Source organism: Bartonella birtlesii IBS 325 (assembly GCF_000273375.1).
Taxonomy (GTDB): domain Bacteria; phylum Pseudomonadota; class Alphaproteobacteria; order Rhizobiales; family Rhizobiaceae; genus Bartonella; species Bartonella birtlesii.
Window position 1 is genome coordinate 1066899 of sequence record NZ_CM001557.1, and the last position, 15989, is coordinate 1082887.

At 36.2% G+C, this 15989-nt stretch carries 12 protein-coding genes; 9 read left to right on the forward strand and 3 right to left on the reverse strand.

Features of this window, described 5'->3' with window-relative positions; translation table 11 throughout:
* Positions 1–43: 43 nt before the first annotated feature.
* The 3 genes from bafA (QWU_RS05225) to ndk all read left to right on the forward strand — a co-directional run bounded on the left by bafA (QWU_RS05225) (position 44) and on the right by ndk (position 6322).
* A complete protein-coding gene (gene bafA / locus QWU_RS05225) occupies positions 44–2602 on the forward strand; it encodes a BafA family autotransporter (RefSeq protein WP_006589303.1) in 2559 nt (852 codons plus the stop codon).
* Positions 2603–2952: 350 nt separating this feature from the next.
* Positions 2953–5517: a BafA family autotransporter gene (gene bafA / locus QWU_RS05230; RefSeq protein WP_006589304.1), complete on the forward strand. Its 2565-nt coding sequence runs from the start codon at positions 2953–2955 to the stop codon at positions 5515–5517.
* A gap of 382 nt (positions 5518–5899) precedes the next feature.
* Positions 5900–6322, forward strand: coding sequence for a nucleoside-diphosphate kinase (gene ndk, locus QWU_RS05235; RefSeq protein WP_026017307.1), 423 nt, complete (start codon positions 5900–5902; stop codon positions 6320–6322).
* An 87-nt stretch (positions 6323–6409) separates the two neighbouring features.
* On the opposite strand, the gene pgsA is transcribed toward ndk, so the two are convergent.
* The 3 genes from pgsA to QWU_RS05250 form a co-directional block, all read right to left on the reverse strand.
* Entirely contained in the window at positions 6410–6991 is a 582-nt protein-coding gene (gene pgsA, locus QWU_RS05240; RefSeq protein ID WP_026017308.1) for a CDP-diacylglycerol--glycerol-3-phosphate 3-phosphatidyltransferase, read from the reverse strand.
* A gap of 73 nt (positions 6992–7064) precedes the next feature.
* Positions 7065–9050: an excinuclease ABC subunit UvrC gene (uvrC, locus tag QWU_RS05245; RefSeq protein WP_006589307.1), complete on the reverse strand. Its 1986-nt coding sequence runs from the start codon at positions 9048–9050 to the stop codon at positions 7065–7067.
* Between the two features lie 384 nt (positions 9051–9434).
* Positions 9435–10298, reverse strand: a complete 864-nt coding sequence (locus QWU_RS05250) for a 23S rRNA (adenine(2030)-N(6))-methyltransferase RlmJ (protein ID WP_006589308.1) — start codon at positions 10296–10298, stop codon at positions 9435–9437.
* A gap of 655 nt (positions 10299–10953) precedes the next feature.
* On the opposite strand from QWU_RS05250, the gene nagZ reads away from it, so the two are divergent.
* The 6 genes from nagZ to QWU_RS05280 all read left to right on the forward strand — a co-directional run bounded on the left by nagZ (position 10954) and on the right by QWU_RS05280 (position 15902).
* Positions 10954–11985 carry a beta-N-acetylhexosaminidase gene (nagZ, locus tag QWU_RS05255; RefSeq protein WP_006589309.1) on the forward strand — a complete coding sequence of 344 codons (1032 nt, stop codon included), beginning with the start codon at positions 10954–10956 and terminating at the stop codon, positions 11983–11985.
* Between the two features lie 208 nt (positions 11986–12193).
* Positions 12194–12505, forward strand: coding sequence for a twin-arginine translocase TatA/TatE family subunit (locus QWU_RS05260; RefSeq protein WP_026017309.1), 312 nt, complete (start codon positions 12194–12196; stop codon positions 12503–12505).
* Between the two features lie 55 nt (positions 12506–12560).
* On the forward strand, positions 12561–12902 hold the full coding sequence (tatB, locus tag QWU_RS09200; RefSeq protein WP_017196348.1) for a Sec-independent protein translocase protein TatB: 342 nt from the start codon (positions 12561–12563) through the stop codon (positions 12900–12902).
* A gap of 84 nt (positions 12903–12986) precedes the next feature.
* On the forward strand, positions 12987–13769 hold the full coding sequence (gene tatC, locus QWU_RS05270; RefSeq protein ID WP_006589312.1) for a twin-arginine translocase subunit TatC: 783 nt from the start codon (positions 12987–12989) through the stop codon (positions 13767–13769).
* Between the two features lie 61 nt (positions 13770–13830).
* The gene (gene serS, locus QWU_RS05275) at positions 13831–15108 is read left to right on the forward strand and encodes a serine--tRNA ligase (protein WP_006589313.1); all 1278 of its coding nucleotides are present in this window, start codon (positions 13831–13833) and stop codon (positions 15106–15108) included.
* 134 nt (positions 15109–15242) lie between these two features.
* Positions 15243–15902 carry a protein-L-isoaspartate(D-aspartate) O-methyltransferase gene (locus QWU_RS05280; RefSeq protein WP_006589314.1) on the forward strand — a complete coding sequence of 220 codons (660 nt, stop codon included), beginning with the start codon at positions 15243–15245 and terminating at the stop codon, positions 15900–15902.
* The last annotated feature ends 87 nt before the right edge of the window (positions 15903–15989 follow it).

Genomic DNA, 15989 nt, shown 5'->3' on the forward strand with positions numbered 1-15989 from the left:
TTACATTTGACATCTGCTCAAGTGTGTAGGGGAGGGTATAGCTATGCAATATAAGTGGAAAGCAAGTTGTTGGGCATTCATGGCGTGCTGCTGTTTTGTGCAAACAGCTGCTGCAAGTGAAGGAGGGGGAAAACTTTCTTGTCAGTCTTCATATAAAAATGGCCAAGCTTTTCATAGTCGCTATAATGAGGACATGAAAACAAAAGAGTGTATAAAAGCTAAGGCTTCTAACAGTGATTTTGTTACGAGAATGTCTAGTGGATCAGGATCTTTTGAAAAGCCTAATGGTGTTAGCACGAGTAAAAATACTGGAAGATTGATCAAAAGACAACAAGGGGAGAATAGCAATAGTGATACCAATGCTGGATGGAATATGCAAACAAGCAATATTGCAGCACTTAAAAGTCCTGAACTTATTTTTGTTAAGGATGGAGCTCTTCTAGAAAATTTTGTACTCGATAATAATGGAAAAGCTTATATTTCTAATGATGGTGAGAAAGATGAGCCAGGGCGGTCTATCAATAACACAGTAAAGAATGGTGCAGAGATTTATGTTTATGCGGGAGGTTTAAGTGAGAATAGCAAGATTGAACATGGTGGAATTGAAAATATTCAAGCTTTAAAGGGCAAACAAGGCTTTTCAAAAAATGCTATCGTTAAAGAAGGTGGACAGCAAAGTGTAGGGAATGGCGGAAAAGTAGAGGGAACTGAAATTTATGGAGGTGAACAACTTGTTTTCGGGGAGGGAGATGTTGGAGGACAAATTCAAGAGAGTAGTGCTTCTAATACCGTTATTTATGGTCAAGGTGAAACACTGGGTCAACAAAAGGTATATGATGGGGGAATAACTTGGAATACGAAAGTTATGAGAGGTGGTGTACAAGAAATTGCAAAAAAATCTCAAAGTGCAAAAAATGGTGGTTCTGCCTTTAATATACAAATTTTTGGTGGTGGTAAACAACGTGTTTTAGAAGGGGGGAAGGCTGTTGATGTCACTTTAAATGAAACTGCTCTTCAAGAAATATATGCTGATGGATTTGTAAAAAATTTAACAATGAATGATGAAACAAAGTCACTTGTACATTCTGGAGCAACCTTAGAAGGCAAAACCTTGCTGAATCATTCTGCACAGCTTCATCTTTATGCTGAAAATGAGAAGAATCGTACTACAGTAGAAGACATTATTTTAAATGGAAAAGATACAAAGCTATACTCTATCACCGATGCATTTGATGGAAAAAGCTCTCTCATTCAAAAATTAAGTGGTGAAGGGAGTGTTATTTTTGCATTTACTGGCTCTGATCCATATTACTCTCAGCTTCATGTTAATAATCTTTCTGGAAATTTACATTTCGCGTTCAATACCACTATTGCACAGAACCGTGGTGATTATCTCTTCGTTGAGAATGGTAAAGGGAGTCATACAATAAGTGTTGCTGATTCCGGGGTTGAAATCACTGATCCTTCTTCAAATAAGCGTGATTTAATTACAGATCAAAGCGGTGGAGCTCATTTTACTCTGGCAGGTCTCTCTGGTGAAGATATTAATGCTATTGATGGTGGAACTTATATGTATGGTTTGAAACAGAGAAAGAACGAAAATGGAAAAATTTGGTTTTTATCTGCTGACCGCATTGATAATCCAGGACCTCTCGATCCGATAGACCCGTTGGTTCCTGGTGGGCCAACAACAACTCCTTCAGTTGATGCAGTACTCTCTACAGCGGTAGTTCCTGGGCTTATTTTTAACAATGAATTGGAAATTGTACGTACCGGAAGAGGAATTCTAGACCAAAACAGAAAAAATGTAAATTTATGGGCTTATGCGATTAAGAGCAGAGAACGTGTTGCTACAGATCATACACATTTTAAGCTTGAGCAGACAGGTATCGTGTTTGGTGCTGATCAGTTGAATGAACTGACGCATGGAGATTTGTATGTTGGTGGTTTTGGTAGTTATGATCGAGGACGCGTTACACATGCACGAGGTGGTGATAGCAATCTAAACACTTACAGCATTGGAGCTTACGCAACTTATTTTGATTATCGTGGATGGTACTTGGATGGTGTTTTGAAATATAATTATTTCCGAGATAATCTGAAAGCCATTTCAACGAATGGTTTAGTTGTTCAAAGCGATTATAATCAGTGGGCGATAGGTGGATCGTTTGAAATAGGCTGTCGTTTCGAGCCAGCGCAAAACACTTGGATGCAGCCTTATATTAAATTAACAGGTTTACAGGTTGAAGGAAAAAAAATCACGCTTTCTAATGGAATGACAGCTAATATAAATCCATTAACTTCATTACGTAGTGAAATTGGGTTAACCGCAGGGCATGAGTTTATTGTGAATGCAGACACTTCATTAACGGCTTACATTATGGCAGCTTGGTTGCGTGAAAATATAAACAATAATCATACGACAATTAATAACCGGCATAAATTTATCACGGATTTGTCAGGAAATGCGGGTAAATTAGGAATTGGTGTAAACAGTTTTGTGAATGATAAATTAACGCTTTATGCAGAAGCACGTTATTTAAAAGGACACAAGATCAAGCAGTCACTTCAGGGTATTTTAGGACTACGCTATAGTTTCTAAATATAATTTTGTAATTGATAAGCTGTAAAAAAAATATTTTGTCAGTGTTAAGACCTCATAGGAATGTAACAACTATGAGAATGAGCTTACGCCTTATTCATAAAGTAAGGTTGTTTACTTTATCCATTATTAAAAATATTGCAAATTATGCCTTAAATATTAGGACATAATTTGCATTTTATGAAATTAGACAAACTTAGAATCAAAGATCTTCTTATGATTGCAATGTTAAATAGTACTCCAATAAATTGTATTTAGACATAAATAAAACACATTATGATACAATCAAAAATGAGCTGCCTGTGCAAGAGCAGGATGTTTATCTAATAATTGAGAATGGAGTGTGGATAATGCATGATAAATGCAAATGGAGTTTTTCAGTGTTGATAATAAGTAGTTGTCTTGTGCAATATGCAAATGCAATTGGAAACAAGAATGGAGAGCTAATAAGAGTAGAAAATGTGGGGAGTGGAGGGACGGTATCAAAAGGTTTTGCACTGATTACAAATAGTGTTCCCAGTAGTAATATTAAAATTGGGGAGGGCAGTGTTGAGGTTGTTGATAATGGAGCAGTTTCCGTGGGTGCTACTATTGAAAAAGGGGGGATACAAATAGTTACACGCGGGGGAACTACTATAAACGCTGAAATCCTTGGTGGTAAACAGTTTGTTCATGAAGAGAATAATCTTGATCTTACGGGGGTTGAGAAGTTAAGCAGCGCTTATGATGCTACAGTTAATGGCGGTGAGGGTGCAGTAGGGCAGCAGAATATATATGATGCCGCAACAGCTTGGAAAACGAAAGTAGGAAAAGACGGGGAACAAAATCTTTACGCGGGACTTAGAAAAGAGGGGGGAAAATCGATGTATGCTGAAATTTCTGGGAATGGAAGGCAGCATGTTCTAGCGTTAGGAGAATCTTATGATACTACCTTGAGTGATTATGCTGTTCAAGTCGTATATCCTGGTGGATTTATAGACAGTTTAACAGTTAAAGACTTCGCTAAATCGTGGCTACATATTGATGCAGAAGATGTAGTCGGAGCAGTAAGGGTTAATGATAAAGGAGAACTTTATTTATTCGCTGGTGATATGACAAATCATATCACTAAAAAAAGAATTCCGATAGAGGGAAGAGTTGATGAAACAATATTTTTGGTTGGTGAGCGGAATATAAAAAAAAAGGCTGAAATTAGTATTGAAGATCTAGGTGGTGAAGGAGGAACTGTCATTTTTACTTCTATCCCATATGATCCACGTCATATTACACTTTATGTTGAAAAACTTTCAGGCCATTTACATTTTCGATTCAATATTAGTGCCAAAGGTGATGGTGGTGATTACTTATTGCTTGATAGTAGTGCAGGTAATCACAAAATAAGTGTTTCTGATTCTGGTACTGAAATTACACGACCTCTCTTAAAAGATAATAGTTTGGCTACTGAAATCCCGCTAATTACTGATAGAGGTCAAGAAGCTAATTTTACTTTGGCAAATTCTTCCGGTGAAGAAATTACAACTGTTGATGGTGGGGCTTATATGTATAGTTTGTATAAAAGAGAAAAGAGTTCTGAGTTTGGTGGTAATTATACAGTTTGGTATTTAGGTATGAGTACTGGAGCTTCAGAACGTTCAACTATTAATTTTCCACGTAAGCCTCAGAAACCAAAGGCTACAACTTTTTCAAGTCCTTTCTCTAGTAGAGTAAGTTCTCGTTCTTCTCTTCGAGGCAGTAGTGGTGGGCGAAATGGTAAGCCGCAACCCAAACCAAGACCGCCGCGACACTTGAGAGGAGGGCAGCAGGTTTTTATTCCTTCCTCTCTTTTATCTTCGCCAGAACATATATCAGTTTCAGCAGATCATCATTACCATCTTGCAGAGCATCAGCAGGCAGTTGTTTCTTCTGATGCACAATTTTTAGCCGATCACACGATTTTGCGCCCAAGCGATCAGCGTCAATCTCATCTACAATCGCGTAAAGAAATGTCCGTATCTCATTTTTTGACTACTCCTTCTACGGATGCCATTTTGTCTTTATCAGTGGCTCCGGCGATGGTGTTTCACAATGAAATACAAACGGTGCGTGCGGGAGAAAGACGTCTAGACAGAAGTAAGCATAATAAGGCTTTCTGGACGTATGGGATCAAGAATAAAAAAAATATTACCGCAGATCATATAAATTTTAAACTTGAGCAAACAGGGATAGTGCTAGGTATAAATGGTTTGAGTGAATGGATGAATGGAGATGTTTATATTGGTGGTTTTGGTAGTTATGATCAAGCGCGTATTGCCCATGCACGAGGGGGTATGAGTAGCATAAACACTTATGGCGTTGGAGCTTATGCAGCGTATTTTGATCATGGTGGGTGGTATGTAGATGGTATTTTAAAATACAATCATTATCAGAATACTCTGAGGGCAGTTTCAACAAACGGTTTAGCGATTGAAGGAAATTATAATCAATGGGCTGTAGGGATGTCGTTTGAAGCAGGTCATCGTTTTAAGCTTTCTCAAAGCAATTGGTTACAGCCTTATGCGCAATTCACATGGCTGAAAGTCAAAGGTCAAGAAATAAAACTTTCGAATGAAATGACAGGTAATATAAGCGCCTTTACTTCATTACGTAGTGAGGTTGGATTATCATTAGGGTATGAATTTGGATTAGGGACGGTTGGTTCATCTTTAGCTTATATTACGGCGTCGTGGTTGCGTGAGAATAAAAATGATAATCATACGATGATTAATCAACATCATCAATTTACCACAGATTTATCGGGCAATGCAGGAAAATTAGGTATTGGTTTAAGCAGCTTAGTCAGTAAGAAATTAAAGCTTTATGCACAAGCACATTATGTCAAGGGACGTAAGACGAAACAGTCACTTCAGGGCATTTTAGGTGTACAATATACTTTCTAAATGGGTATTTATTTTTTTCCTAGTCTTAATATGCGGGCCATTTTGGTAGTGAGGCAGTAATGTCGAGGTGTGTTTTGAGAGAGAGGTTTGGCTGTTTATAAAGGCTATTATTCTCTGCTGTATAGCGTTTTTTCGTATCTTTTCTTTCTATGAATGGTAATTTTAAAGAGGAATATTTAAGATTATGTAAGGTGTTTAGCATTATCAGAGGGGGGATGGATAGAGAGGTCAGATACCACGGGTGTTTTTATGCTTTACCGGAACTTACAAAAATCAATACATCTTTTTTAAATTTACTATGGATCTTTTCACAGTCTCCTCTTGGCAAAAGGCTTCTTGCTCGCTATAGAGCGGCCAGATAATGTTATATAAAGGTGATCAAATGGCTATAGAACGTACTTTTTCGATGATAAAACCAGATGCAACGCGTCGCAATTTGACGGGAGCAATTACCAAAATGCTTGAAGATGCAGGACTTCGTGTTGTTGCATCTAAACGTGTGTGGATGAGTCGGCGTGAAGCTGAAGGATTTTATGCTGTTCATCGGGAGCGCCCATTTTTTGGTGAATTGGTTGAATTTATGTCTTCTGGTCCGACAATTGTGCAAGTTTTAGAAGGTGAGAATGCAATAGCTAAGAACCGTGAAGTAATGGGTGCCACAAATCCCGTAGATGCACAAGAAGGAACAATTCGTAAAGCTCATGCTTTGTCGATTGGCGAAAATTCTGTTCATGGCTCAGATAGTCCTGAAGCTGCAAAAATGGAAATTGCTTTTTGGTTTTCAGAATTGGAAATTGTTGGTTAATAAAAGTATATATAAAAAGTAGAAAATCCCAAAATAGCATATTTTAGGATTTTCTCATAAAGTTTAGTATGTAAGGCTGATAATTTTTTATGTAATAACATGCTTTAAGCCTGCACGAAAATAATCCCATCCTGTCCATAATGTGAAGAGGGCAGAAATCCATAGCATCGTGATGCCAAATTCTACTGTATAAGGAAAAACTTTATTACCAGCTGGTCCTGCTAAGAGAAGAACAATGGCGATCATTTGAACAAAAGTTTTCCATTTTGCAAGACGCGAAACAGGAACACTGACTTTCAATTCAGCCAAATATTCACGTAATCCCGATACCAGAATTTCTCGACAAAGGATAATAATAGCTGCCCATAATGTCCATCCAGCAATTGTGCTATCTGCGGCAAGCAACAGCAAACAGGCAGAGACAAGAAGCTTATCTGCAATAGGATCTAACATGCGACCAATATTCGATGTTTGTTCCCAAATACGAGCCAGATAACCATCAAGAAAATCAGTAATAGAGGCAATAACAAAAATGGAAACAGCGATCCAACGTGCAATATCACTTGATTGGAGTCGTCCTTCTAAAAAAAAGCAGGCAACAACCATTGGTACCGCAATGATCCGTGCATAAGTAAGAATATTCGGAAAAGAAAAAGTATGATTTTTCATAGAGCAATTTTTAATTCTTTGTAAGATATGATTTATTTTATAAACGTAACAAGGCAAAGATGATGAAACAAGCTTATTTTTCATTAAAATGATTATGAATTTTTTGTGCAATGCTAACAGAAATTCCTATCACTTTTGTTAAATCTTCAAGTGAAGCATTGGCAACAGCTTTGGCACTCCCAAAATGATGAAGCAATGCACGCTTTCTTATTGGACCGATGTTTTCAATTTCATCAAGTGGATTTTTGAATGTCGCTTTTTTTCGTTTTGCTCTATGCGTTCCGATTGCAAAACGGTGTGCTTCATCGCGTAGACGTTGCAAAAAATAAAGAATAGGATCACGTGGGGGAAGTGTAAAGGGTGTCTTACCCTTTATAAAAAACCGTTCACATCCCGCGTTACGTTCTACGCCTTTAGCGATTCCAACGACCATGATGAGATTGTCTAATTTTAATTCAGAGAGTATTGTATGCACACTATTGATTTGTCCTTCGCCACCATCAATTAAGATAAGATCAGGCCAAATAGGAAAAGAATCGCCGTTTTTGTTTTTTATATCATTGCTTTTATCAGGCCGATCATACTCCTTAATAAGACGTGAAAATCTTCGTTTCATGACTTCTTTCATCATACCAAAATCGTCACCAGGTGTGATGTTAGTAGAGCGAATGTTGAATTTACGATATTGATTTTTAATAAATCCTCGTTCATCTACAACAATCATTGCACCTATCGCATTGGTTCCCATGATATGAGAATTATCATAGACCTCTATACGGCGTGGAATATGGGACATTTGGAATATTTCAGCAAGGCCTTGAAGTAATTTTGTATGTGTAGCTGTTTCAGAAAGTTTGCGTCCAAGTGCTTCAGATGCATTGATATAAGCGTGGTTTACAAGAGTTTTTCGTTCACCTTGCTTGGGTAAAGAGAGGAAGATTCTACGATTTGCTTTTAGACTGAATGCTTCCATAAGAAGTGCTTTTTCTTCGATTTCTTCAGATAAAAGGATAAGTTTTGGAAGAGGCTTATTATCATAAAATTGGGTAAGAAAGCTTGCTAAAATTTCACTACGAGCAAAAGATGAATCTGCTTTAGGGAAATAGGCACGATTTCCCCAATTTTGTCCCATGCGGAAAAAAAATACTTGAATACAGGTTATTCCTTCCTGTTGTGCAATTGCAAAGACATCTGCTTCTTGTATTGTTTGAGGGTTAATACCTTGATGACTTTGTATGTGGGAGAGAGCTGATAAGCGATCACGATAGGATGCGGCTTGTTCAAAATCAAGATTTTTCGCCGCTTGATGCATAGCTTGAACCATATCATTTTTAACCGATAGGCTTTTTCCTGAAAGGAAAGCTTTTGCTTTTTTTACCAATTCTCTATAATCGCTATCACGAATTTTATCTGTACAAGGTGCAGAACATCGCTTAATTTGATAAAGTAAACAGGGGCGCGTACGATTTTCAAAAACCGAATCGCTACAAGTTCGTAATAAAAAAGCGCGTTGTAAAACATTGATTGTTTGTGTCACTGCACTTGGAGAGGCAAAAGGACCAAAATAATGGGCTTTTTTTGTTCGGGCGCCACGATGTTTATAAAGTGCTGGTGCTCGATGATCATCAGTGATAATAATATAAGGAAAGCTTTTATCATCACGCAGTAACACGTTAAAACGTGGATGCAGTCTTTTGATAAGATTAGCCTCTAAGAGAAGTGCTTCTGTTTCTGTATGGGTGACGACAAATTCCATATGACAAGTTGCACGAATCATGCGAGTAATACGGTTGTTGTGCCCTTTTTCGCGCGTATAGTTTGAAACGCGTTTTTTGAGATTACGTGCTTTACCGATATAAAGAACATCGCCATTCTCATCCATCATTCGATAAACTCCTGGTTTATGTGGAAGATATTTGGCAAATTCTTGGATGAGTTTGGCACCTTTAAATTGATTTTTATCATTTTCTTGATTGGCATTGTCCCATGTAATAGGTGAGAGAAAAGAGAGATTGTCTTTTTCATTTTGGCAACAAGCCGTTTTATTTTTCAGGATCATTCAGTTTATCCAAAAACATTTTATGTTTTGCATATGAAACGCTCTTATTCATAAAATGCTACTATTTATGTAATAATGGTTATTTTTCCTATAAATAATGTACCACTGCATAAAGCATTCAATTTTAGAGTTATTACTTATTCATCAAAAATAAGGGTAATTTTTTAAAAACATTTTTATATGTTCATCAGTGCCATTTATTGCTAATAAGAACTATTTTAAGAGAAGCTTTATTAAAAAATAAAATTTGTACTGCTAACGATGATGTGTATTCAAAGCTAATATGGTTCTAAAGTCAAGGAAGCCAAGAGCTTTAGTAATATTTAAAAACCTTTAGTTTTTACCAAGAAGATTCTAACTTAAGGTAAACCTTAAATAAAAAAGTTAATATAATGAATGTTCCTTTTGGATCCATTTATGCGTTATTTGTGCATTTTTATCTTGCCCAAGACGGTTGATAAGAAATGGCCCTATTTTTTTCATTTCCTCTTCAAAAAGATAGGGAGGGTTAATAAGAATCATTCCACTTCCACGCATTGTAGGTGGCATTGAACTTTTTCGAACATGCATTTCGAGTTGTAAGATTTTTGGAATCTTTGTTTGGTAAAGCGCATAAAGAAAATTTTCAATTTCTGTGTCATGTTTAACAGGATACCATAAAGCATAAATTCCTCCAGGAAAACGACGATATGCTTTCATCAGTCCTTCAATAAGGCGGGAAAATTCTCCAGTTTTTTCAAAGGGAGGATCAACGAGGATAAATCCACGTTTTTCTTTTGGTGGCAAATGCGCGTTTAAAGAAAGCCAACCATCCAAATGCAAAACTTTTGTTTGATAATCGCCAGCAAAATTTTTTGCTAAGATGTGATAATCTTCATCATGTAGTTCAATTGCAGTAAGGCGGTCTTGTTTACGCAATAATTGACGAATAACAAAAGGAGAGCCAGGATAGAAGAGGATTTCTTTTTCTCCCTCATTGAGTGAATTAATAATATTACACCAAGGAGAAAGAAGTGCTGTTAAATCTTCTGAGATAGGAGCTGAAAAAAGCTGTTGTATACCTTCACGCCACTCTCCCGTTTTATATGCCTCCAAAGAAGAGAGGTCATATATGCCAATGCCAGCATGCGTATCTATAACACGAAAAGCTTTTTCTTTGCATTTAAGATATTCGACAATGCGGGTGACAATGATGTGTTTAAAAACATCAGCAAAATTGCCAGCATGATAAATATGCCGATAATTCATGAATAAATTCTACCATATATAACTTCTTACCAAACCTCTCTGTTTAACATAGAATAATGGCTTTATATCAATAAAAATCTTTTTGTAGAAATCAAACGATCGGAAAAGCGTATATATCACTTAAAAAATATTGACGTGATAGCTTTGCAATAATTTGCTACATTTTGACAATTTATAAATGTGTAAGAATGAGATAAATACCTAAGACTTTGAATCTTTTATCGGAACTATAAAACAACAGATTTCAAGCATTTGTTATTTATCTTTGTGAGGGATCTTTTTTATTATTGCTGCCTAAAAAAGAAAATTATAGAGGATATAAATGGGCTGAAGCAGAAATTAAAATAATTGAAATTTTTAAGATACATTGATTAATGAACTTATTGACAATTTGAATATTGGAATATTCTAAATGCTTGATAGAAATACGTTTGCTTTAATAAAATTGCTATAATACTTTGAAAAAGTAGTAAAGCACGATTGTGATATGTAGAAAAATATTCCCTGTAGGCATCTAATTTGGTGAAGGGCATAAATTTCACGTTTATGTATAATAAATTAATGAGATTATATATGATATTGAAATATAGCTTTTAAAATGCATCAATAAAATAGGAAATTTTTGATCAAAAAAGAGTAGCAAGGTATTACGATAATGTCAGAAATAAAAGCTATGATTGTTGGTATTTCCGGTGTTGTTTTAAGCGATGCAGAAAAAGCTTTCATCATAGAACATAAGCCTTGGGCTTTTATTCTGTTCATCCGCAATATAGGTTCGGCAGATAATCTCAAAGCACTTACCATATCTTTACGTGAGCTAAGTGGACGCAATGATGTTTTTATTTTTATTGATCAAGAGGGAGGAAGAGTACAACGTTTGCTTCCGCCTCTGGCTCCTCGCTATCCAGCGGCTGCAACATTGGGACAACTTTATAAAAGGGATCAAGAGAAGGGAATTCGTGCAGCATGGGTTATGTCTCGACTTCATGCTTTTGATTTAATAAAATTTGGTATTAATGCTAATTGTCTTCCTGTTTTAGATATTCCTATAAGAGGAGCACATGCTGTAATTGGAACACGTGCTTATGCAAAGGAGAAAAAAACAGTTACAGCTTTGGGGCGAGCTGCAGCTCAAGGGCTAATCGATGGGGGTATTTTACCAGTGATGAAACATATTCCAGGACATGGACGCGCATTTTCCGATACGCATTTTGAGCTAGCGCATATTAATGCACCACTTGATATTTTGGAAAAATATGATTTTATGCCTTTTAAAGATTTGGCTGATTTACCAGCTGCAATGACTGCACATGTTATCTACGAAGCAATTGATGGTAAGGCTCCTGCAACACTGTCTAAAAAAGTGATTGAAAATGTTATTCGTAAAAAGATAGGTTTTGATGGGCTTTTAATGTCAGATGATGTATCAATGAAAGCTCTTTCAGGACTCTCACTTTCGAAAAATTTTTCAGATTTAACACGTAAAGTTTTTGCAGCAGGTTGCGATATCATTCTTCATTGTAATGGTAATTTGCAAGAGATGTGCATGATCGCACGAATGACGCCATTTTTAAAAGGTAAAGCGTTAAAGCGTGCATATAGTGCTTACACAAAAATTTCGCAATCCGATAAATCCGATGAGATTGCTTTAAGAGAAGAATTTTCAAGCCTTTTGAATTTTGTTTAAAGCAGCTTATTCTTTAAACTTATCTAGTTTTTTATAATACCTTAAACAAAAGAGAAAAGAGGCTAAAAAGTAGGGTTACAATAAAAGGCGTATGATTGCCTTTAATTGAAGAAGAAAATATATAAGTAAGATATGGTTATATTTGATACATTGTTTCAGAATAAGCATAAAGAAGTGAATTTAAATTAAAAAGCAGCGAGAGAGAATGATGGGTAATATTTTGTCACCAACGCATTTAATTGTCGTTTTATTGGTCATTCTCGTCCTTTTTGGACGTGGCAAAGTTTCTGAATTAATGGGTGATGTTGCTAAGGGAATTAAAGCTTTCAAAAAGAATATGAAGGAAGAAGAAGATGGTATCGAGAATAAGCTTAAAATGGCAGATAGCTCTCAAACAATTGATGTTAAACCTCAACAATCTGAACCATTATTGGTAAAACGTGCAGCAGTACGCCGAAAAACTTCCTCTTCCTCTAAAAGAAGGAAAGCATCTGCTACTAAAAAACAACATATAAAATGATAAAGACGTTATCATAATTGTATATTATTTTTAATGAGAAAGTTGAATATAAGCGATGTTTGGAATTGATGGGCCAGAGTTTCTTGTGATCTTACTTGTTCTCATCGTTGTTGTTGGACCAAAAGATTTACCTAAAATGCTAAAGACAATGGCAAGGGCAATCGCTTATGTACGTTCTACAGCGAATGAATTTCGTTACCAGTTTGATGATGCGATGAGGCAAGTTGAAGTTGATGATTTTAAAAAAACATTATCAGACATCAATGACATCAATCTGAATAAGGAGCTGACAAAGACTTTTAATCCCCCTTATGATGCAGATAGAAACATCTACAGTCATTCTAATATAAAAACAACATACCATAAATCAGAAAAAATAAAAAAAATTAGGATGTAATGAAGACAAAGCCAATGAAGATTTAACTATATCCGATGATTCTAAGAGTTTTGGGAATATTTCTAAAGATAGAGAAGGTATGTCATGAATGTTAAGAAAGATGATGTTGATGCTAATATAGCTCCACTTTTAGAACATTTAATTGAACTTCGTCAGCGAATTATTTCTGCTCTTATTGCATTTTTTATAGCTTTTTTTTTGTGCTTTTTGGTCAAAGATTATATCTTAAATTTTTTAATATGGCCTTATCAATGGGCAATGAAAATATCAGGTGGGAATCCTGAGAATATCCGTTTGCAATCAACACAAGTATGGGAAACTTTTTTAACAAAGATGAAACTTTCTGCTTTTGGGGCAGTTATTTTATCTTTTCCTTATACGGCTTTTCAGTTTTATAGCTTTATCGCGCCAGGACTTTATAAAAATGAGCGTATGACTTTTTTGCCATTCCTTATAGGTGGACCGATTTTATTTTGTCTTGGAGGCGCATTTGTTTATACTCTGCTAGCGCCAATAATACTTTGGTTTAGCTTGTCTCAGCAATTTCTTCCAGATGTTCACTTAAGAATAGAGTTTATCGTCCGTATTGCCGACTATTTAAACTTTATGACATCATTTATTTTAATTTTTGGTTTGATTTTTCAATTGCCTCTTGTAACCAGTCTTTTAACGAAGGTTGGACTTTTAACTTCTCATAGTTTAGTATCTAAGCGGAAGTGGGCTATCCTCATTTCTTTTATAGTTGCAGCGATAGTAACTCCATCAGATTTTTTTACTATGTTTGCAGTGGCTTTACCAACGATAGCTCTTTACGAGATCTCAATTTTAATTGCTTACTGTATAGAAAAGAGAAAAAAATCCTCTTAAGAGGGGTTTATATCTTCTTTTAAGAGGAAACAAATAGAAACGATGCAAATGAGGAATTTTGATGCTTGATATTAAGTGGATTCGTGAACATCCTGAAAAATTCGATAAAGCGCTGAAAAATAGAGGTATTGAACCGCAAGCAGAGAGATTAATAAAACTTGATCTTGAACGTCGGGTCCATGTAGCAGAAGTGCAATCGGCACAGGAGCGTCGCAATGCTGCTTCAAAAAAAATAGGACAAGCTTTAGCAACGTGTGATCAGAAAATAGCTGAAGATCTTAGAGCTGAAGTTGAAGAGATTAAAGCCTTCCTTTCTTCTGCTACAGCGAAAGAAAAGCAGTTGACAGAAAGCATTGAGAAGGTTCTTTCAGCACTTCCGAATATTCCATTAGATGATGTTCCAAAAGGTAAAGATGAAAGCGATAATGTTGTTATTCGACATTTTGGTACCCTCCCAACATTTGATTTTATACCAAAGGAACATTTTGATCTTGGTCAAAATCTTAAACAAATGGATTTTGAGCGAGCGAGTCGTTTATCAGGAGCACGTTTTACAGTGCTTTCAGGAGCATTGGCACGGCTTGAACGCGCATTGGGTCAATTTATGCTGGATGTACATGTTGAGGAACACGGTTATACAGAAGTCTCAATACCTCTCCTTGTTCGTGATGAAATTGTTTACGGAGCAGCTCAGCTACCAAAATTTGCTGAAGACCTTTTTCGTACAACAGATGGTCGATGGCTTATTTCTACAGCAGAAGTGCCATTAACAAATTTAGTAAACAATGAAATTCTTGAAATATCAGATTTACCATTGCGATTTTCTTCTTTAACACCTTGTTTTCGCTCAGAGGCGGGAGCTGCAGGCCGTGATACGCGCGGGATGTTGCGTCAGCACCAGTTTTGGAAGGTAGAAATGGTATCCATTACTACTGAAGAGCAATCTTTAATGGAACTAGAACGTATGACAGAATGTGCAGAAGATGTCTTGAAACGTCTTGATTTGCCTTTTCGCACGGTCATTCTTTCTACAGGCGATATGGGATTTGCTGCACGCAAAACCTATGACATTGAAGTTTGGCTTCCAGGCCAAGGATGTTATCGTGAAATTTCTAGCTGTTCAATTTGTGGAGATTTTCAAGGACGGCGCATGAATGCACGATATCGTAAAGAAGGTGATAAAACATTGCATTTTATTCATAGTCTTAACGGCTCTGGTACGGCTGTTGGGCGTTGTCTTATTGCGATTCTTGAGAATTATCAGCAAGCTGATGGATCAATTATTGTTCCAGATGTTTTACAACCTTATATGAAGGATATCCGTTGTATTACTGTCTAATTTATAAAGAGGAGAGAGGCGATATATGTTTATTGCTAAGTGATGGTGACGTATAAACACAAGGTTTTGCCATTTTAAAAAAATGAATTGTATGCATAATAAGCGTACCACTTCATTGGAGAACGAATAACACTATGGGGAAAAAGGGTATTTTGCGATTTCGTGAGGATTTGGCTGGCCTTGTGCTGAAAATGCGCAGCAAAGGAATTGATGATGTTCGCTTTTTTTCGGCATTTGAAAAAATTCCACGTCAACAGTTTGTTGCGTCTACTTGGTTCAACAGTGCTTATGATAATAAAGTTATTCCTATTGAGTGTGGTGAATATATTGAGCGTTTGGAAGAGCAGCTTTTGATTCTTTTTGCGTTATCGTTGAAAAAAAAGCATCGTGTTTTAGAGATTGGTACAGGATCTGGTTTTTGTACTGCCCTTATGGCATGTCTGAGTGATCGTGTGACAACAATTGATCGTTATAAAACGCTTGTTGATTTGGCATGCCAGAAGTTTCAAACCTTAGGGCTTGAAAATATCACTGTACGACAGATTGATGGTAGCGGTGCGGTTACAGGTCTGGGATCATTTGATCGTATTCTTATTTGGCCGTCACGTTCTGATGAACCAAAAGAATTTTTAGATCTTTTAGCCGAAAATGGGATTCTCATTCAAGCTATAGGACCTGATGAAGGGATACAAACGGTGACGCGCTATATGAAAACTGGCAGTCAGTTTGAGTGTTTAAAAATATTTCAGGTGCGCTATCAACCTTTTATTAAAGGTATTGCAGAAATACTTTAATTTTTGAGATTAAGCTATGCTATTTTATGATAAATTCATTTTGATCTCATCATAAAGATATTTATGAATAAAATATCTTATTTTAAC